20 protein-coding genes are annotated in these 19,054 nt (G+C 44.0%); 14 read left to right on the top strand and 6 right to left on the bottom strand.

Annotated elements, in window-relative coordinates; translation table 11 throughout:
• Positions 1 to 39 precede the first annotated feature (39 nt).
• The 3 genes from ACE04G_RS27610 to ACE04G_RS27600 are packed head-to-tail and all read left to right on the top strand — an operon-like array spanning position 40 to position 1,721.
• On the top strand, positions 40 to 441 hold the full coding sequence (locus ACE04G_RS27610; protein WP_036613690.1) for a DUF350 domain-containing protein: 402 nt from the start codon (positions 40 to 42) through the stop codon (positions 439 to 441).
• Between the two features lie 23 nt (positions 442 to 464).
• Entirely contained in the window at positions 465 to 971 is a 507-nt protein-coding gene (locus ACE04G_RS27605; RefSeq protein WP_076210134.1) for a DUF4178 domain-containing protein, read from the top strand.
• A gap of 12 nt (positions 972 to 983) precedes the next feature.
• Complete coding sequence (locus ACE04G_RS27600) at positions 984 to 1,721, top strand: DUF4247 domain-containing protein (protein WP_449005484.1); 738 nt, start codon at positions 984 to 986, stop codon at positions 1,719 to 1,721.
• A gap of 111 nt (positions 1,722 to 1,832) precedes the next feature.
• Here ACE04G_RS27600 and ACE04G_RS27595 read toward each other — a convergent pair whose 3' ends face one another.
• Positions 1,833 to 2,123: an HNH endonuclease gene (locus ACE04G_RS27595; protein ID WP_221821607.1), complete on the bottom strand. Its 291-nt coding sequence runs from the start codon at positions 2,121 to 2,123 to the stop codon at positions 1,833 to 1,835.
• A 199-nt stretch (positions 2,124 to 2,322) separates the two neighbouring features.
• Here ACE04G_RS27595 and ACE04G_RS27590 point away from each other — a divergent pair, with 199 nt between their 5' ends.
• Together ACE04G_RS27590 and mobB are read left to right on the top strand one after the other, a co-directional pair.
• Positions 2,323 to 3,612 (top strand): molybdopterin molybdotransferase MoeA, encoded by a 1,290-nt coding sequence (locus ACE04G_RS27590; RefSeq protein ID WP_486095253.1) that lies wholly within the window; start codon positions 2,323 to 2,325, stop codon positions 3,610 to 3,612.
• A gap of 16 nt (positions 3,613 to 3,628) precedes the next feature.
• Complete coding sequence (gene mobB, locus ACE04G_RS27585; RefSeq protein WP_449005482.1) at positions 3,629 to 4,180, top strand: molybdopterin-guanine dinucleotide biosynthesis protein B; 552 nt, start codon at positions 3,629 to 3,631, stop codon at positions 4,178 to 4,180.
• A gap of 218 nt (positions 4,181 to 4,398) precedes the next feature.
• Here the strand turns inward: mobB and xerS are convergent, their stop codons facing one another.
• Entirely contained in the window at positions 4,399 to 5,505 is a 1,107-nt protein-coding gene (gene xerS, locus ACE04G_RS27580; protein ID WP_339177077.1) for a tyrosine recombinase XerS, read from the bottom strand.
• A gap of 179 nt (positions 5,506 to 5,684) precedes the next feature.
• Here xerS and ACE04G_RS27575 point away from each other — a divergent pair, with 179 nt between their 5' ends.
• The 3 genes from ACE04G_RS27575 (at position 5,685) to ACE04G_RS27565 (ending at position 8,082) form a co-directional block, all read left to right on the top strand.
• Positions 5,685 to 6,173 (top strand): GNAT family N-acetyltransferase, encoded by a 489-nt coding sequence (locus tag ACE04G_RS27575; RefSeq protein WP_076210139.1) that lies wholly within the window; start codon positions 5,685 to 5,687, stop codon positions 6,171 to 6,173.
• Between the two features lie 115 nt (positions 6,174 to 6,288).
• Complete coding sequence (locus ACE04G_RS27570; RefSeq protein ID WP_449005481.1) at positions 6,289 to 7,062, top strand: SDR family NAD(P)-dependent oxidoreductase; 774 nt, start codon at positions 6,289 to 6,291, stop codon at positions 7,060 to 7,062.
• Between the two features lie 126 nt (positions 7,063 to 7,188).
• Positions 7,189 to 8,082 carry an aldo/keto reductase gene (locus ACE04G_RS27565; protein ID WP_449005480.1) on the top strand — a complete coding sequence of 298 codons (894 nt, stop codon included), beginning with the start codon at positions 7,189 to 7,191 and terminating at the stop codon, positions 8,080 to 8,082.
• A gap of 469 nt (positions 8,083 to 8,551) precedes the next feature.
• On the opposite strand, the gene ACE04G_RS27560 is transcribed toward ACE04G_RS27565, so the two are convergent.
• Both ACE04G_RS27560 and ACE04G_RS27555 read right to left on the bottom strand, forming a co-directional pair.
• Positions 8,552 to 9,196: a LysE family translocator gene (locus ACE04G_RS27560; protein ID WP_221821602.1), complete on the bottom strand. Its 645-nt coding sequence runs from the start codon at positions 9,194 to 9,196 to the stop codon at positions 8,552 to 8,554.
• A 155-nt stretch (positions 9,197 to 9,351) separates the two neighbouring features.
• A complete protein-coding gene (locus ACE04G_RS27555) occupies positions 9,352 to 10,101 on the bottom strand; it encodes a YqcI/YcgG family protein (protein ID WP_339177071.1) in 750 nt (249 codons plus the stop codon).
• A gap of 139 nt (positions 10,102 to 10,240) precedes the next feature.
• Here ACE04G_RS27555 and ACE04G_RS27550 point away from each other — a divergent pair, with 139 nt between their 5' ends.
• Positions 10,241 to 11,104 (top strand): manganese catalase, encoded by an 864-nt coding sequence (locus ACE04G_RS27550; protein WP_339185411.1) that lies wholly within the window; start codon positions 10,241 to 10,243, stop codon positions 11,102 to 11,104.
• 204 nt (positions 11,105 to 11,308) lie between these two features.
• Positions 11,309 to 12,163 carry a manganese catalase family protein gene (locus tag ACE04G_RS27545; RefSeq protein WP_336758586.1) on the top strand — a complete coding sequence of 285 codons (855 nt, stop codon included), beginning with the start codon at positions 11,309 to 11,311 and terminating at the stop codon, positions 12,161 to 12,163.
• Positions 12,164 to 12,317: 154 nt separating this feature from the next.
• Here the strand turns inward: ACE04G_RS27545 and ACE04G_RS27540 are convergent, their stop codons facing one another.
• Positions 12,318 to 12,671, bottom strand: a complete 354-nt coding sequence (locus ACE04G_RS27540) for an AMP-dependent synthetase and ligase (RefSeq protein ID WP_145321997.1) — start codon at positions 12,669 to 12,671, stop codon at positions 12,318 to 12,320.
• Between the two features lie 173 nt (positions 12,672 to 12,844).
• Here ACE04G_RS27540 and ACE04G_RS27535 point away from each other — a divergent pair, with 173 nt between their 5' ends.
• A complete protein-coding gene (locus ACE04G_RS27535; RefSeq protein ID WP_449005479.1) occupies positions 12,845 to 14,293 on the top strand; it encodes an amino acid permease in 1,449 nt (482 codons plus the stop codon).
• Here ACE04G_RS27535 and ACE04G_RS27530 read toward each other — a convergent pair.
• A complete protein-coding gene (locus ACE04G_RS27530; protein ID WP_272907476.1) occupies positions 14,286 to 14,951 on the bottom strand; it encodes a LysE family transporter in 666 nt (221 codons plus the stop codon). The genes ACE04G_RS27535 and ACE04G_RS27530 overlap by 8 nt on opposite strands.
• A gap of 97 nt (positions 14,952 to 15,048) precedes the next feature.
• On the opposite strand from ACE04G_RS27530, the gene ACE04G_RS27525 reads away from it, so the two are divergent.
• Genes ACE04G_RS27525 through ACE04G_RS27515 form a run of 3 tightly spaced genes read left to right on the top strand, consistent with a single transcriptional unit; the run spans position 15,049 to position 19,001 of the window.
• Positions 15,049 to 16,653, top strand: a complete 1,605-nt coding sequence (locus ACE04G_RS27525; RefSeq protein ID WP_449005478.1) for a spore germination protein — start codon at positions 15,049 to 15,051, stop codon at positions 16,651 to 16,653.
• 12 nt (positions 16,654 to 16,665) lie between these two features.
• Positions 16,666 to 17,874, top strand: coding sequence for a Ger(x)C family spore germination protein (locus ACE04G_RS27520; protein ID WP_307411499.1), 1,209 nt, complete (start codon positions 16,666 to 16,668; stop codon positions 17,872 to 17,874).
• A gap of 20 nt (positions 17,875 to 17,894) precedes the next feature.
• Complete coding sequence (locus ACE04G_RS27515; protein ID WP_449005477.1) at positions 17,895 to 19,001, top strand: GerAB/ArcD/ProY family transporter; 1,107 nt, start codon at positions 17,895 to 17,897, stop codon at positions 18,999 to 19,001.
• The last annotated feature ends 53 nt before the right edge of the window (positions 19,002 to 19,054 follow it).

The following is a 19,054-nucleotide window of genomic DNA, read 5'->3' as shown; positions in this document are numbered from 1 at the left end:
TTTAAATGCGGTTCATGTTGATATGTGGGGGCTGTGTAAATGGATTTGAATATTTTGGCGATGTTGGTCTGGACCGGATCTGGTTCGGTTTTGCTGTTTGTCTTGATGTATGTAGATTCACTGTTCACGAAATATAAGGATTTTGCTGAAGTTAAGGCTGGCAATATGGCAGTAACCACACGTATGGTGATGAAATTATTTGCACAAGGGTATGTACTCGCTACGTCCATTTCTACAGCTGGTCATCTTGGAGAGGCATTGCTGGTCTCCGTTGTATCCTTTATCATTTTGTTGATTCTGGAGAGCGTTGTACACTTTATGATTCGCAAATGGGCCAATCTGGATCTGGATACGGGAATTCAGCAAGGGAAGACAGGATACGGGTTGTTCTCTGGCGCTTTACATATCGTGGGCGCACTGATTATTGCAGCTTGTTTATAAGATAAGGAACAGGAGTAATTCTCATGAGTGTATGGAAACGAATTAAAGGAATACTAACGAAACCTGAACCACCGCAGGCAGAGAAAACGATGCTTCAGCTTGCACCTGGTGATATCTGTGAGGTTTCTCTGGTCACTTATGAAGTCGTTGGTCGGGTACAAAATCGTGCTCGAAATGCAGTTGTGCTCACGCTGCAGGATGGTACCGCATTTCGATATTTGCATATCGAAGAACGTGAACTCACACGTTACGCTCTATATACACCAATTGATGGCAGGCTTGATGCACCTGATGAGGTGCCCACATTACTGGACCTGGATGGACGCGCATTTCATCTGGAGGAAGAGTATGGAGGCATGGTATCAACGGCAGGTAGAACTCCATATGGCCAGGCTGGAGAACAATTGGTATGGCAGTATCAGTCGGATGATAATATGCTTCTTCGGGTGGAGTGGCAAGACAGAAGATTTACACTGTATGAGGGTGAGTCCATTCTTCCTGCGGATATCAAAGTGATTCGTTCGAGCTAGGAGAGGTTCCCAATGAAAAAACGCTTGGCACATGGATTAAAATTAATGCTGGTCCTTAGCCTTGTGATGTCTCTGTTGTCCGCGTGCGGAGCACCTTCTGTTCAGGACACATACCCGCTTGAATCGGTTAACGGCAGTGGTAACTCAACGTCCTATGTGTACCGGGCTTCTGACCGTACCGTTCCGGAAGTGGCCCAGGAATTGTCTGACCAAAGGCAACCGGATCAGATCTCGGCAGAGAACACAGAGCGTATGTTCCTCGTGTATCAGGACGAGTATTATCACCTGCAACAAGACCCGAACAAGCAGGAGGATACCTTGGTTGAGGTGGACTCCAAGGAATATGTTCGGCAGAACTACGATTCATCTTTTTTACAAGGTTATCTGACCGCTACGTTAATCGGTAATCTGTTCGATTCTTTTGGCGGGCGAGGTTATGGCAACTATCGAGGATATACCAATAAAGATACGTATAAACCGAGTGCAGGATCTTATCGTGCACCAACAAGTAATGACAAGAAGCTTGCCCCACCTATTACTGTTGATCGGAAAGGTACGATTACAAGGCGTGGAAGCGATAAAGATTCAAGCGTGGGATCTGGCGGAGGATTATTCAACCGCAACAGGGATCAGAGCAAGGGGACCATTGATCGTAACAAGAGCAGTGGTGGGTTGTTTGATTCACCTAAGAAATCCTACAAAAAACCAAAAACCAGAGTGGGCGGCGGCCGAATTAAGAGGCGAAGATAATAAACATCTAATCATAAGGATGGCTGCCAATCGCATAGTTCATTTAAGAACAGTGAAAAGGGAAGGCGAATCACCTCGCCGGCATATGACCTTGGAGCTGTTCTTTTTGGTTTACGATTGGCGAACATGATTGGATTTGCGTACACGGGGAATCGTTGAAGCAGGCTGTTTACGAATCCAGCGGATAAATGGAATCATTCGTTCATCCTGTCTCAAGGATTGCAGGTTCGTGAGACCAAGGGTTACAATGTCGCGATTGGTGTAAAGCGAATGAATCTGTTTGTGACAGGGAATGCACAGGTTGGCTGTTGGCAGTAATGTTCCGCCCATTTCTTTGGGTGTCAGATGATGAACGGTTGTGTTCACAGGTTCTCTTCCGCATAATTCACATCGATTACTCATGATTATCGCCTCCCTTTGTCACTTATATTATGAGCAGACAAGATGCCTTTCATGTTGAATATTGGTCAAGGATGTTACACCTGTAAGAAATAAGATTTTGTCACAGGATTCAATAAGTGATGTACTTGTTATCTTACAGCATTCGGGCTACACTTTCTAAAAGATGATATGTCTCTAGGAGGTAAGAATACTTTTGAAAATGAACTCACATTCACATGATATGACAACTGCCAAATTCAATCGTACAGCTGTACAGGTACCGGATGCCCAAGCCAAAATAGCTGCAAGAGTTACTGAAGGCTCCATTGAGAAAGTCCACCTTGAATCTGCTCATGGCCGCACACTTGCAGAGACAATTCAGGCTCCTCATCCGTATCCATTCTTCCGGAGATCGGGCATGGATGGCTTTGCCATTATAAGTACAGATACTACAGATGCATCAAGTGAGCAACAAATCTGGTTTCGTGTAATTGATGAAATTCCTTGCGGCTACACCTCGGATCACACCATTGTTTCAGGTACAACTGCTCGCATCATGACGGGTGCACAGGTCCCGGAAGGTGCGGATGCGGTAGTCATGATGGAGATGACCGAGAGCAAGGTAGAAGACGGAGAACAGTGGATTGCATTGAAACGGCACATATTGTCAGGTGCTAACATCACCCCAATCGGACTGGAAGTCCAAGAGGGACAGCAACTGCTCGAAGCAGGAACGATCATCGGGGCAGGGGAGCAGTCCGTGTTAGCTACTTTTGGCATAGCAGAAGTTCCCGTATTTCAACGTCCAAAGGTGGCGATATTCGCAACCGGCACGGAATTGCTTGATGTAGATGAACCATTACAACCAGGTCGGATTCGGAATAGCAACAGTTACATGCTTCGCTCTCTGGTTGTTGAGGCAGGTGGAGAACCTGTGATGTACGGTTCTATTGCAGACGATGTGAATACGGCAAGGGCCAAACTGGAAGAAGCCATTCAAGATAATGATATCGTGGTGACCACAGGCGGAGTGTCTGTCGGGGATTATGATATTATGGGTGAACTTGTGCTGGAAGAACATGTGGAGATGTTGTTTAACAAAGTGACGATGCGACCAGGCAGTGTGACCACAGCTGCTGTATATAAAGATAAATTGCTTTTTGCACTTTCGGGTAACCCAGGGGCTTGTTTTGTAGGTTTTGGTCTGTTTGTTCGTCCAACCATTCGTTCCATGCAAGCGGATGCTCATCCTTATTTGGAAGAATGGACTGCAATCTTGAAAGAGGAATACACCAAAGTTAATAATTTTACACGGTTCGTGCGAGGACGCACAGAGATTCGCAACGGCATGGTGTACGCGATACCGGCTGCTGCCCGTGTAGATGAATCCAGTGTGATGATTACCATTAAGGACAGTGATTGCTTGATTGTTGTTCCCCCTGAGAAAAAAGGTATTCCTGCGGGTGAGCAGGTACGTATTATCAAACTGCCCTCAGGCCATGTGAGGTAGTTGGTGGATGACTACAATGAGTGATACAAAACCACATATCATACAGGTTGTTGGATACAAAAACACGGGCAAGACAACCCTGACAGCCGCGCTGATCGGGCACTTTTCTTCAATAGGACTTAAAGTAGCAGCAATTAAGCATGATGGACATGACCATTTTGAGATGGATCAAGAAGGAACGGATTCGTATCAATTTGGGGAGGCTGGGGCCTCGGCGGTGGTTGTTATGTCGGAGAAACGTACTGCGATTTTGGAGCGACAGGCAACCAAGCTGGAGGATATGCTGAGCTATCTGTCGGGTTATGATTGGATTGTTGTTGAAGGATTCAAGGATGCTTCTTATCCCAAATTTGTGATGGTTCGAGAAGAGAAAGATCTGACCTTGGTTAACCAGCTTGAAGGGGTAGTGGGTATGATCTCATGGCTACCTTCAGAGCAGTTTATAGAGCGGAGCACCGTAAACAGAGATATAACATGGTACTCGGTTCATGAAACGGAGGGTATAGCCGAAGCGTTGTTGGCGATGGTTGAGAGCGAGTATAGGCAGAATGGTGAAGTCGAATCGTAGAAATGTTAAGACACGGGACATAATGGTCTCTATACATGATTGAATGTACAGTGAGCGTGATTGATCGTCTTTGAATAAACGTAATTTTTATTATGTAAACTAAAATCATTTCTGCTTATGCTCTTCTCTTTGAATGATGCAAAAAACAAAACAAGCAGCAGACCTTTCTCGGATCGAAATCCTTGATACGGCTTGCTGCTTTTATGTTGTTCGGGATGTTACATCCCGTCGTCAGTACGGCGTTCGATAGCTTCGGACATCGTTTTGTCGGTAAGGTGAGCATAGATCTCGGTCGTTTCCGTAGAAGCGTGGCCGAGCTGCTCTTTTGTTTTGTAAATATCATTTTGCAAATAATAGTCTGTTGCGAATGAATGGCGTAATTTGTGCACAGTCAGGTATGGTTTGCCAAAGCGCTTGGCGTATTTCATAATCATGGCCTGGATCGCTCTTTTGGTCATTCGACTTCCTTCTGAATCTCCGTTTCGCATGGCAATGAACAGACCTTTTTCCCGCTTGGGCGTACGGTAACGTGATTGCCGCAGATTCATATAGGTCGCGAGTTCGTCCTTGGCCTGTTCCCTGAAATAAACGGGTGTTTTGTACGTCTCATCATTATTACCTTTGCGATAAACATACAGGAGTTTGTTGTTCAGATCGAGGTCATCGACGTTCAGGTTCACAACTTCCGACACCCGTAAACCTGAATTGAGAATCAGGCTGGCAATGCAAGCGTCCCGTTCTTTATTGAGCTCATGGGAATAGATTGCCTGCTTGTTCTTCTCCATATCAACAGCGTAACCTTCAAGGATATAACCGATAAATTCCAGCAGTTCCTCTTCCTCCAGGATTTTACCTTTGAGTTTGGCAGCGGTGTCCTTGGGTTTATGGGTACGTTTGATCTCGATTTTGGCCATAATGTTCCGCTTCAGCAACGGATAAAAGTCTTCATCTTCCGCAATCTGGCTCAGATAATGAAAAAGGGAGCGAAGGGAAGAGAGTTTGCGAGAGACGGTAACTCTCGAATTGGTTCCTTCCCGTTTGGTTGTGAGAAATAACCGATAGGCGGTAACCGAATCCATGCGTAGGACTTCCAGTTCAGTCAACGTAACTTCTTTATTAGAGCTTGCCTCGGAGAGCCCTTCTGCTCGCAACCATCCGAAGAAAGCTTCGTAATCTCTCAGATATTCGAGCAGGGTAGAGGGGGACAGGTCAGGCAGTTTATAGTCCATGAATTGCTGAACGAACCAAGGCATGGAAGGTAGTTTGTCATCCAGCTTGCGTCGATCAATCTCTTTTTGCACGTTGGTCAAGTTCGACACCTCCATGTGAAAAACATGATAAAATTAATATTCAATTTAATAGTATTCTATGTTCTAGTGTACCATAATTTACATGCTCACAGCTTGTTCACCAAAGCAGGCAATAAGTAGGGTATGCTTCCTTGCCCTTCGGCACGTAAACCTTTAAAGTAATCAATATAGGTAGAGCAGAGGAGGTGAACCGGATGAATATGAAAATAGAACTGGTTCCCCGGGAACGCAGTCAGGTGATTCGGCATTTAATGCAATTTTATCTATATGATTTTACCAAATATCTGAATATTGACGTAGACAGTAACGGCATTTTTCCGGAGTATCCCGGTCTGGAGGCATTCTGGACAGAGGAGGACCGCAAGTTTCCTTTTTTGATTACAAGTGATGGGGCACCTGCAGGGTTTGCTCTGGTGGAGAAATTGGAGCCTGGAAGCAAGGATAATGACTACTATTTGACTGAGTTTTTTGTGATGCAAAAATATCGGCGCAGTGGAGTGGGCACTCGGGCAGCATATGAATTGTTTAAACGTTTTCCTGGCAGATGGAAAGTAACCCAGGTTCGGAACAATGTCATTGCCCAGGCGTTCTGGCGAAAAATTATAGGGGAATATACGGGAGGACGCTTTCGGGAGAAGTTCCATCCGGAGCTGGGCAATCCAAGCCAGTATTTTGTAACCTGATTCGCGTCAGGGTTTTAATTACATATAAGCATTGATGGAAGGTTATTCTGTCATCGTAGTGTCAGTGTAAATAATTTTTAGTTCAACTTATAAATCTGATGAAGGAGTGAGCAACATGAACGTACCCACATTCCATCTTGATGGACAGACAGCACTGGTGACAGGTGCAGGGAGAGGGATCGGAAAAGCAATTGCGATTGGACTTGCCCAATCAGGCAGTGACGTTGTACTTGTATCCCGAACGATGAAAGAAATTGAGGAGACAGCCGCCTACATCTATGAACAGACAGGGCGTAAAGCGCTCGCTCTGTCTGCGGATGTGACATCAAGAGAACAAATGGAAGAGACGTTTCAAGAGGCGATCTCGGAGATGGGCAGCCTAGATATTCTGGTGAATAACGCAGGTATGAACATACGGACGCCAGCACTTGAAGTAACGGACGAGCAGTGGGAGACCATCATGCAGACAAACTTAAAATCGGCTTTCTTCGCTTCGCAATTGGCTGGTCAGCATATGAAAGAACGTGGGCCTGGGAAGATCATTAACATCTCTTCGGTAGGTGGGCATACGGCTTTACGGACAGGGGTTGTATATGGCGCGACCAAAGCTGCGTTAATCCATATGACCAAAGTGCTCGCACTGGAATGGGGCAAGTATGGAATCCGTGTCAATTCAGTAGGGCCATGGTATTTCCGAACACCTTTGACTGAAAAGCTGCTGGATGATCCTCAGTATTTGCAGGAAATTGTAAGCCGCACACCGCTACAGCGAGTGGGAGAACTGGAAGAAGTGGTAGGACCAGTTGTATTCCTGGCATCAGATGCAGCAGGGTACATAACGGGTCAGACGTTATTGGTTGATGGTGGAATGTCCATTTATGGCTTCTAAATAAATGAAGTTGGGGTGCAGCCTAGAAAAGTGGGTGGCATAACCAACTCATGGGTAATAACATAGGGATAGTTAACCATTTCTATTTATCTGTACCCAATTCACTGAACTTGGAGGAAGATAACCATGGAAACGCGCAAGTATGGTAATACTGGCATGAACGTAAGTACACTTGGATTTGGCGGAGCGGAAATAGGCAAAGATGTATCCAAAACGGATGTAGCGACATTGCTGAATAGTGCCCTCGATGAAGGATTAAACGTAATTGACACGGCTGAATGTTACGGGGACAGCGAGGAATTAATCGGTGAGGTGCTGTTACATCGGCGTGATGACTACTATTTGTTCACCAAATGTGGACATGCTGCCGGGATCGAAGGTCCGGATTGGGATGCCAAAGTACTGGAGCAAACGATTGACCGTAGCCTGAAACGGTTGAAAACGGACTATGTGGATGTTATCCATTTGCATAGCTGCTCTGAAGAAGTACTCCGACAAGGAGCAGTAATCGAAGTACTGCAACGTGCCAAGGAAGCAGGAAAAACCAGATTTATCGGATATAGTGGGGATACAACAGACGCGTTATATGCGATTCAAACCGGGGTATTTGACAGTCTGGAGACTTCATTAAATATCGCAGATCAGGAAGCGATTGAACTTACGTTGCCTGAGGCTAGAAAAAGAAACATGGGTGTAATCACCAAAAGACCTATTGCTAATGCAGCCTGGACGTATGAAACACTTTCGGAAGAGGCGTATCCCTTTATATACTGGAAGCGCTTAAGCGAACTCAACTATGGTTTTCTGGGTGAAGATGCCCAGGCTGCGGTGGAAACTGCACTGCGTTTTACACTAAGTACCGAAGGTGTAGACACAGCTATTGTAGGAACAGCCAAGCCCAATCGCTGGCAGCAAAATGCTGATCTTGTGGCTAAAGGGCCACTTCCGCAGGAACTGTATGATGAGATTAGAGCACGATGGAAAGAAATCGCCGGAGCAGAATGGACTGGCCGGACCTGATTCTTTGCATTTGCCAAATGGATTTTAATTTTGCGAAGCTGCCTATAGGCAGCTTTCTTTTTGTCATAAACCTTATATTTTCAACATATGAAAAATTCACAACAACTAAATAATCTAACTATTTCGTAAAATGTCCCAAACCATCTTAAGCATACTACTTTATTTTTGAGACAACGATAAACGATAACTATGTTGGCTCTAAAAGCTAATTCGCCACTAATATAATATTTCAACATATGAAAAATTCACAATAGAAAAGAACGCACACCGCTGTTACTACCTACCTTTTAGATACGATTCAGCACGCCCCACGACTAAATGAACTGCCATCCTTCACTGTGAAAGTCAAATGATTTCTGATTAAAAAATTAGATATTCCAGAAAAGTACCTGCAGCAGCGTATGGAAAAGGAATCCAAAGAAAAGGTTGCCCCTTTTTCAGAAGGAACAACCTTAATTTCTCGAAATAACTACTGAAATAGAAGCCACAGAGCCAATATAAATTTATATAAAAAGTAGAACGAGAAACCCAGCAAAAGCACTCCAGCCATGGCAGAGACTGCTTGTATCATTTTTTTGCTCATTACTTTTCGTGTCACAGATACAATGGAGAGCAGACCCAGGTCATGAATGAGAATTCCACATAGTACGCCAAATCCTGCAATGATAAAACTCAGCTTACCGGTAGATTGGTATGAATCGGACAATACAACACCAAAAACAGATATCCAAAAAATAAGATTACCAGGGGAAACCGCTACCAATAAGCCATTGCGGTATGTCCTCCAAAACGATTTTTTGATTTTTCCTTTTGTATTATCTGATGTTGCCATATCCAGATCGGAGTTCCGGATCGAATCGTATCCCAGAAAGGCAAGAAATCCCGCTCCCGCAAGCCATAGTGGAATTTGTACATAAGGAAGAGATAAGACGGAAGCAAACCCGAAGTACATGGCCAGGATCAAACCAGCATCAATTGTCATGCCTCCAAGACCGACGGCCCAGCCATGGATAAACCCATTTCTCAATCCCTGCTTGGTCATCTCTACAGTAATTGCTCCCACTGGCATGGCAATAGCGAGACCAATCAGGACGAACTTAATATAGATTTCCATTGTCATTTCCTTTCCGTCTGTAATGAATTCTTATTTCGATAGGGCTTGTCCAGCTGCTTATGTAGTTGTAGCGAGTATGGAGCACAGGGCTCTCCTCCTATAAATGGGTGGTATAGAGTTTATTCGGAGGAGAGTATTTTTAGAATCGATTTAAGCTATTCCTTTACGTTGTCCTGCTGAAGGGATCGAAGAAACGGGCATTTGGAAGGAGCGGTATCGTCATCTCGCAAAAAATATTGTTTATACTCCAGGTTGCCTTGTGATCCGTATTGCTTTAATTCGGGATGAGCCGGTATGGTATCGTAGGCAGCCAAGCGTGCGCGGATTTTTGGAGCAATCGCTGCAGCTTTCTGAGGTTGTGCGTTCCATATATCGAGTACCCAGCGCGGTGTTAGAGCTAACATGAAATAAGGAAAGTGGCGACTTTGTCGTGATACATGGGCTGGCGTCCCGCAATAGACAAAATACCGTTCGTCATTGTAACAAAACTCCCACATGGGATGCTCTGGGTCTTCTGGAATATCTTTTGGCCAAGGTTTGTTATCCAAGTGTCTAATCTGGCTTAATAAATCCCAGAAGGCTGTTTCATAGGCCAATACATCCCGGACTTGTTTTTCCTTATCAAAAAATAAAATCAATGAAGAATATTCTCCGATTGAACGAGAGCATTCTCCATATTCCTTGAGTATGTCTGATACATTACGTTCTGCAGACTCGTCTCCGAAATTAGAAACAAAGCCGTATCGGAGGTGCCCCAGGGCAAAAGCCTGTGTAGCCGGAATACAGGGAAATCGAACCTCCCGGTCACTCATTTTCGAAGAGAATAAACGGTAAGCATCTCTTTTCCAGGTTTCGAGAGGAATCTCCTCATTCTCAATCTCAGAAGATGAAAACAACAACGACATGAATAGTCCTCCTTTTACCTATAGGATATAACCCAAGGGAAAAATGGTGACAGTCCAACTTATTTTTGTTATGGAGACATGCAAGTGATCGATGTAATAAACATACATATCACTTATCTTAAACGGATGAGGTGATATGTTGTTTTTTAATATCAAGGAATTGCAGTATCATGCCAAGCCGGATCGACCCGACCCCGTATTTGCAAGAAAACTACAAGAAGTACTGGGAGGACAATTTGGCGAAATTACCGTAGCCATGCAGTATTTATTTCAAGGCTGGAATGTCCGTGGAGATGGGAAATATAAGGACCTTCTTATGGATACGGGAACCGAAGAACTCGCTCATGTTGAGATGCTGGCTACGATGATCGCTCGCTTGCTGGACAATGCTCCATTAGCCACACTGGAAGAAGCCGCCAAAGACCCAGTTATTAATGCGATACTCGGTGGGAGCAATCCACAACACGCGATTGTAAGCGGACTAGGAGCAGCCCCAACCGATAGTAATGGATATCCCTGGAATGCAAAGTACACAATAGCAAGTGGTAATTTATTAGCTGATTTCAGACATAATCTAGCAGCAGAATCTCAAGGCAGACTTCAGGTTGCCAGGTTATATGAAATGACCAATGACCGCGGTGTGAAAGACATGTTATCGTGGTTGCTTGCTCGGGATACCATGCATCAGAATCAGTGGATTGCAGCGATAAGAGAACTTGAAGAAAAAGAAGGAATTGTTGTGCCCAGTACGTTCCCGAAAGAACTTGAGAAGAGAGATGTGGCGTATGTTCTCTTTAACTTCTCTCGTGGTGATGAGAGCGCAACCGGACGGTGGGCTCACGGTCCAAGTATGGATGGGCAAGGTACTTTCCAATATGTTCAGCATCCTCAGCCTTTGGCACCTGCGCCTAAACTTCCGCCAGCTCCGCCGTATATTTTTGATACCCCACCTGAGGTTCTAAGAAAAGGAAGTTCAGCTGATATGCCACCGTTTATGCCATAAGAATATGTATTCAAAATAGATAAAGGGAAACAGAATATATTCTGTTTCCCTTTTCATTAACAGAATGCATTATTCTAGTTCATGCACTTCTATTTGTTTTATGAGGTTGGAGCCAATACCAGAGATTGTTAACGGCTGGTTTACATAAAATTAGGAAGGGAACAGAAACTAGAATAGTAAGTTAATTCAGAATGGAGGAAAACCATGTTTTTTTATCGTGAAGACCTGATCAATATGATCGTACCAGACAAGCCTGATCCCGCGGCAGCAAAAGTATTGCAAGAGACGCTTGGCGGTCAATTCGGTGAAATGCGGACGATGATGCAATTTTTCTTTCAAAGCAGTAATTTTCGGGGCAACGCCACGCAGTTTAGAGATCTGATCCGTGGTGTATTTCTTGAGGAATTAAGCCATATTGAACTGGTGCAACAAACCATTAATCAGTTATTAACGGGAGCCGGTGCAGAGGGCGCGGGAGATGCAGGGGTCGACGGTGCTCCATTGGATGAAGCGATTAAACATGCCAACCCGCATCATTACATCATGGGGGCTCAGAGCTCATTGCCTGTTGATGCTGCAGGTAATCCATGGCTTGGAAACTATGTGTACGATCATGGGAATCTGGTAAGCAACTTACTTGATAATATTGTGTTGGAGTCTACGGGTGTGTTGCAAAAATCAAGAATATATGAAATGAGTACCAACAAAGCATTCCGTGAAACGCTGGGTTTCCTGATTGTTCGTGATAATGCGCATCAAAATGCATTTGCCAAAGCACTGGAGACCCTGGGTGTGAATTGGGGCAAAATATTCCCGATTCCCAACTATGACATTAATAAATATCCCGAATGCCGGAAATATGTAGATATGGGCTTCCACAATGCGCAGTTTAATTTCCGTTTAGACAATACACGCATCGCTGAGATTTTCAGTGGTCAAACGCCAAGTCGTAATGGTGGGGAACTGCAGGTAATCGATCCCCCACAAGGATATCCACTTCCTTATATGCCTGAACTTCCAAATGAGCATAGCCCAGGGATACATGATCTCAATGCATAAAGAATGAACATCAAGTATGAACAAGCACTCTATAGTATAGGACGGGTATGAAACTCAAGGTAATGACGAAAAAAGAGACACTTGTGCTCTCTTTTTTTGCAACGAATAAAAAAGGAACCCAAAGCTGGGTTCCTTTATGTGTTACATGAAAATGTTATTGCGGGCGGTTTTGATTCGAATACGAACCAAAGGATTGACCATTAGTTGAGATATTGGGAGTGTTGTATGGCTGCTCAAGATAAGATACGTGCTGTGAAGATGAGTGTGCAAGTTGTTGTGCAAGATTGGAGATTTGTTGTAATTGCTGGATGGCGGTTTGATGTCCTTGCAGTGCGGTCTGGATCATATGTGCAGCTTGTTGCTCGCGTTGTGCCAATTGCTCAAGTTGTTGAGCGTTGCTTTGTTCTTGTCTAAGTAGTTGTTGATATTGCATCGAAGCCTGCTGTGTTTGTTGTGTAAGTTGTTGAGCCAACTGCGTAATTTGCTGCGATTGAGAGAACTGATTCATGTGTAAAACCTCCTATGTGTTTTGATGTACTCGTGTATTATTTAATGAGGCCTCAAGAATTATTCAATATATCCAGTTTGTCTGAAATAAGGATTAATTTATGAACATGATTCGCTGTGGATTGGGAAGGCTACCTTTAGTGACCTAAAATGATACAGAAAAGGAATGACAACATGAGTAAAGCATCGACTAACGCTACAGAAGAAAAGAAACTGAAATGGTGGCAATTAAGTCTGCTAGGTGTGGCAGGAACAATTGGTACAGGGTATTTTCTGGGTTCCAGCCTTGCGATCTCGATTGGTGGTCCAGCTGTGCTGCTGGCCTATATCTTGGCGGCCTTGGGTACATATGTAGTTTTTGATGCGCTCGCGAGAATGACAGCGGACCATCCGGAACAAGGATCTTTTCGCTCATATGCCAAGAAAGCCTTTGGAAGTTGGGCAGGCTTTGCTAGCGGATGGTTCTATTGGTTTTCGGAGTTGCTCATTATGGGGAGTCAGCTAACCGCATTGTCCATTTTCTCCAGGTTCTGGTTTCCGTCTGTTCCGCTCTGGATCTTTGCTGCAGGATTCGGAATTGTAGGTCTTTGTATTGTATTCTTCGGTAACAAGGGATTTGACCGGGTTGAAAATGTACTGGCTATCATTAAAATTGCAGCCATCATCATGTTCTTGGTGCTTGCCATCGCCCTTCTCGCAGGGTGGATTGGGGGAACCAAGTATGAACACAAAGTACCGCTGGATATGGCAGCTATTTTTCCAAAGGGTGGCATCGGATTGTGGTCTGCGTTTCTTTTTGCGTTCTATGCTTATGGAGGTATTGAAGTTCTTGGCATTATGTCATATCGGCTTCAAAAACCGGAGGATGCCCCAAAGGCAGGAAAAGTCATGCTCATTGCGCTATCCACCGTATATGTTGTATCCATTGGACTCGCGTTAATTATGGTTCCTTTAAATGCATTCAATCCCAAAGAGAGTCCATTTGTACTGGCACTCAGTAGCGATCACCTTGCTTTTGTCCCACATTTGTTCAACGGGGTGCTCATTGTAGCCGGATTTTCAACGATGACAGCTTCGCTCTATGCGGTGACGTCTATGATTATTACCCTCGCTCAGGAGGGAGACGCCCCGCAGTTATTTTCTCGAAAGTGGAAAACGAAGTATCCGTTATTTGCCTTGTCCCTCATTGGTTGTGGGTTAGTTGGTACGATCATCATGTCTCTTTTACTCCCAGGCAAAGTATATGAATACATCACGACTGCAGCTGGACTGATGCTTCTGTACAACTGGTCGTTTATTTTGTTATCCTCCGGTAAACTGTTGAAATCAGGCAAGTTTGATGTGATCAAACGATGGATCGGCTTATTGTTAATCGCTACTGCAGTCACAGGAACGCTTTTTCATGCACTCAGCAGACCAGGTTTCTATATTAGCTTATTGCTTGTCTCTCTCATTGCCATTAGTGACGTTATTGTACAACGGATTCGCAAGAAGAAACCTGCGTCCCAAACATCATCAAACGCCGAGAAAGACGAAAGTGAAGAAAATGAGCAGCATTCTACGGTTATAAGCAGTTATCACATCACGGGTATTCGGTTACGCAAAAAAAACAAACTCAAATAAAGAAGAGAAATTGAATGGCTTTATATCCGAAGTAACAGCCAAAACCGACTAAAGAAAGTCCGGAAATGAGAGCAATTCCTTTAAGCACAGTAGAAGTGAGGTATTTGCGAAAAAAACTTACGGTAGTCGCCATGAATAGATCCCACAGAAGTACGCCAAAGATGATAGCTCCACTATATATCAACAATTGGTCCATAGGGGAGTCATTTACAGCCTTGGCTAGAACAGAGCCATAAATGCCTAGCCAGAACATGATGGAAAGAGGGTTAAACAGAGACATCAGGAATCCTTGAGTAAATGACTTGACAAGCTCCGAATCATCTCCTCTCATTTGAGAAGGGGCAAGGGTTCCTGCATTTTTAATACTTTCCACACCCGTATAGATCAATACAAAACAACCAAACATCCAGAGGAATACCCTTACAAACGGAAGTTCAAGCAGATGTACGATGCCGAAATACACCAGCAGCATGTAGATGATATCAGCAGCGATGGCTCCTAGTCCAACAAACCAGGCAGGCATGAACCCACCTCGAATACCCTTGTCCAATTGCGCAGCATTGATGGGTCCAATAGGGGCTGAAAGTGATAGCCCCAGGATTACATAACCTAACAGTATATAAATAAGATTGTCCTCCTTCCCATACTGTAACAGCATATTCTTCAAAATGCTTTTGTAGGACATGATTATTCAGGGCAATGTATACTTTTTGCACGATTGATCCATATTACTCGGAAATAGTGGGGGTGATTGTATGCTTATACGTTGGATAAAGGAGGCATTTACATCACAAAAGAAAGGAGAAACATTCAATAAACGAACACAACATTCACAAAGACTGGATATTTCGCTAGAAGATAAACTTAACAGTATTATCGAGGCATTTGAGTATAGTCCTGATTTTGTAGTTCGGGAGTTCCCTATGTTAGAGGAGGAGGGTACTGCTCTAGCTGTTTGTTACATGGAAGGGTTAACAGATTCTACGCTGTTGGTTGAACTTATGGACAATATCATTCAATGGATGAATACAGATCCGCTACCGGGAGATCAGCCTAAAGATGTGTTAGTGAAAAAAATCTTACCCGCCGGAAATATCCGAAATATTGATTCGCCGCAACTTATCTATGAAACTTTGTTAACAGGCCACGTCGTTATTCTTATTGATGGTGTAAAGAATGTTCTTGCAGTGCCGATCGCCGGAGGAGCCAGAAGATCTGTAGAGGAACCCACGTCCCAAACGGTGGTCAGAGGACCAAAGGAAGGATTCACAGAGGAACTAACGACCAACATTACTCTTGTTCGACGAAAAATACGAACTCCTGATTTAAAATTCCAGATGCATACCATTGGAAAGTACACCCAGACAGTGGTTGCACTGGCTTACATCCAGGGTATTGCAAAGCCACAAGTCATTGAAGAGGTTACTAGGCGTTTAAATGCCATCAACACAGATAGTATACTCGAGAGTGGTTACATAGAAGAATTTATTGAGGATGCACCGCTTACTCCTTTTCCGACCATGATCAATACGGAGCGCCCAGATACGGTTGCCGGCAGTCTATTGGATGGTCAAGTAGCCATTATGGTAGATGGTACGCCATTTGCCTTGATTGCACCTGTGACTTTTTTTAATTTTTTTCAAACGCCCGAGGATTATTATCAGCGTTATGATATCTCTACCTTTCTGCGGATTATACGGTTAATCTGTTTCCTCGTATCTTTGTTGCTGCCTTCGACTTTCATCGCACTAACCACCTTTCAGCAGGAGATGATACCTACAACGTTATTGGTCACCCTGGCTGCACAACGGGAAGGGGTCCCTTTCCCGGCATTACTTGAAGCTCTCCTTATGGAAATCACGTTCGAGGTCATTCGTGAAGCTGGAGTGCGAATGCCGCGAGCCATTGGACCTGCAATCTCCATTGTTGGTGCATTGGTCATCGGACAAGCTGCGGTAGAGGCGGGATTGGTCTCAGGCGCGATGGTCATTGTGGTTTCTTTTACAGCAATAGCGAATTTTGCTATACCCTATTTCAGTATGGCCACAGCAGTAAGGCTATTACGTTTTCCGTTTATGGTACTGGCAGGTACGCTGGGGCTGTACGGCATATTGGCCGGAGCCATCCCATTACTTGCACACCTGGTATCTCTGAAGTCATTTGGCGTTGACTATCTGATGCCGTATAGTCCGTTTTTCAAGTCAAATATGAAGGATCTGTGGTTGAGAGTACCCTGGTGGGCTATGAAGACTAGACCTGATGAGAAGTCCAATACGAATAAGACGAGACAAGCCCCTCATCAATACCCGTCAGGATCGGATAACATTATAGACCGTATTAATGAAGCTGAGAACGAATAAGGAGCGATTTATATGATTCGTTTGCAGTCCATATTAATCTTACTCATGGTTGGACTGATTACTGCTGGTTGTGGAAATCGCACAGAATTAAATGATCTGGGCATCGCAACAGCAACAGGATTTGATCGAAAAAACGGAAAGTGGATCATTACCTATCAGATTATTGTACCACCAGCGAGCAGTTCAATTGGGTCGTCGTCTGGTGGATCTCAAGCCCCCGTGAACACATTTTCATCAGAAGGCAAAACGATTCGGGAAGCTGTTGCCCAAAGCAGCGTGGAGAATCCCAAAAGATTATATTTTGCACATACCAATGTCGTTCTGATTGGTGAAGAAGCGGCAAGATACGGGATTGCGGAGATCATGGATCACTATTATCGAAATATTGGTTCTCGGGAATCTGCCAAACTTATTATTGCAGATGGTCAAGCAAGGGAGTATCTCGAAAAATTGATTCCTCCAGAGAAACAGCCTGGCCGTGCTTTATCCGAGATTTTGGAACGGAATAATGAAAAAGGGTCGTACTATCCCGTGATGAACATACATGAGGTTGCTCTGAAGATCACTTCAGACAGTGGATCAGCCGGAATTCCTGGTGTTACAACAGATACACTGGGCGATAACAAACAGAGTTCAATTGATATTTTTAAGGAAACATCAATACCCGGGAATTTAAGAATTCAAGGATTAAGTGTATTTCTCAAAGACAAAAAGATCGGAGTTCTGAACCAAAAAGAAAGTATGGGTATCGTCTGGCTAACAGACAGGGTGAACTGGACCAACTTGACCTATAAAGGTGCAAAGGGGGAGGTGAACTCTTTTCTTGTGCGCAAAGCAAAAGTTAAGGTCGTTCCTGTGAAAAAGGGGCTTCATTATGCTGTTCAGGTAGATGCAAAGGTCGACGCTGAACTGGATGAGAGCACATCTGGTGAGGATATAGTTAGAACACACACTATTCATGAATTGCAGCGACAGGCTGAACAAGTCATTCAAGCACAGATATTGGACGGATGGAGAGGGAACCAGAGGCTTCATGTCGATATGTTGGGGATCGCGAACAAAATACATCAAAGACATCCCAAAGAGTGGAAAGTTCTAAAAGACAACTGGTCTAGTGAATTGGCACAGATGGATATTAACATAAACGTAAACGTAACTTTGGAACGAGTAGGTTTGCTTCAAGATTCTTTCAGCAAGTTGCTTGGCGAACAGAAAGACTAACACCAAGGAGAGGTTCAATCATGAAATTGTCTAGGGAGCTTCGCGTATCCGAATTGGCTGTTTGTCTTTCCTTATTTGAAGTTGGCAGTACAACCTTGTTTCTGATAGGTGGAGATGCCAAACAGGATGCATGGTTAGCCATGCTCGCCGGGGCTGCTGGTGGCTTGGTGTTACTACTCCTACATCTGGCTATTCATCATCAGGAACCTGAATTGGATTTGTTTCTTCTGTGTCGCCGTTATATGGGAAAAGTACTAGGGACAATCGTAAGCCTTTCATTTGTAGCTTATTTCGCCTATGAGGCTTCACGAAATTTACGTGACATCAGTGAAGTCACTGAATTGACCTTACTGAACAGAACGTCGATGTGGATCATCAGCATGATCATCATTATCGTTGTATCCAACACCGTACGATATGGATATCGTGTACTGTTTCTCATGTGTATGATTCTGTTTCCGCTCATGGCGCTGGGCTATGCGTTAATCAGTTTCTTAATTCCAACAACAGGTCTTTTTCACTCGGATCTGGCCTTGCCTGTTATGGAGAATGGGTGGAAGCCGATTTTTCAAGCTGCTTTTCCGGAGATCGTATCCTTTCCATTTGGGCAGGTTGTCTTATTCCTGGTCTTTTATCCCTATGCTCGGAAAGGAAGGAATCTTAACAGAGCGGTGATCATCGCCTATATCCTAACGGCTCTCGTTTTAACATTTATCAATCAACTTATCATTTTTGTCTTGGGTCCTCAGATTGCTGCCTATAGTACACTCCCGCTTTTGGAGACAGTACAATTAATCAATTTGACTGAAGTGTTTGAACGGATGGATGCCTTGTTCACTTTACTCCTTTTCCTCGGATTGGGTATTAAAATGGCTGCATTTTTCCATGGAGCCGTGATTGGACTCGAAAGAATAACTGGAGCGAACTATAGGAAATGGGTGTTTCCAGTAGGGCTTGTTCTATATGGGTTGTCTTTTTTATCACCGACATTTACAGAACACATTGAGATAGGGCGAGGATACACATTGAATTATACTTCTCCTGTATTTCAGATTTTTTTACCCGTACTACTATTGGTTGTCATTCTCCTGAGAAAAAAAGGTATGCAGAAAAGCGAAAAAAACTAGCTGGAAATATACACTGGAATTAAAAAACGACCCAGTCGTAACTGAGTCGCTTT

It is taken from the genome of Paenibacillus sp. AGC31 (assembly GCF_057334655.1).
This window is presented reverse-complemented; position numbering and strand designations above follow the sequence as displayed.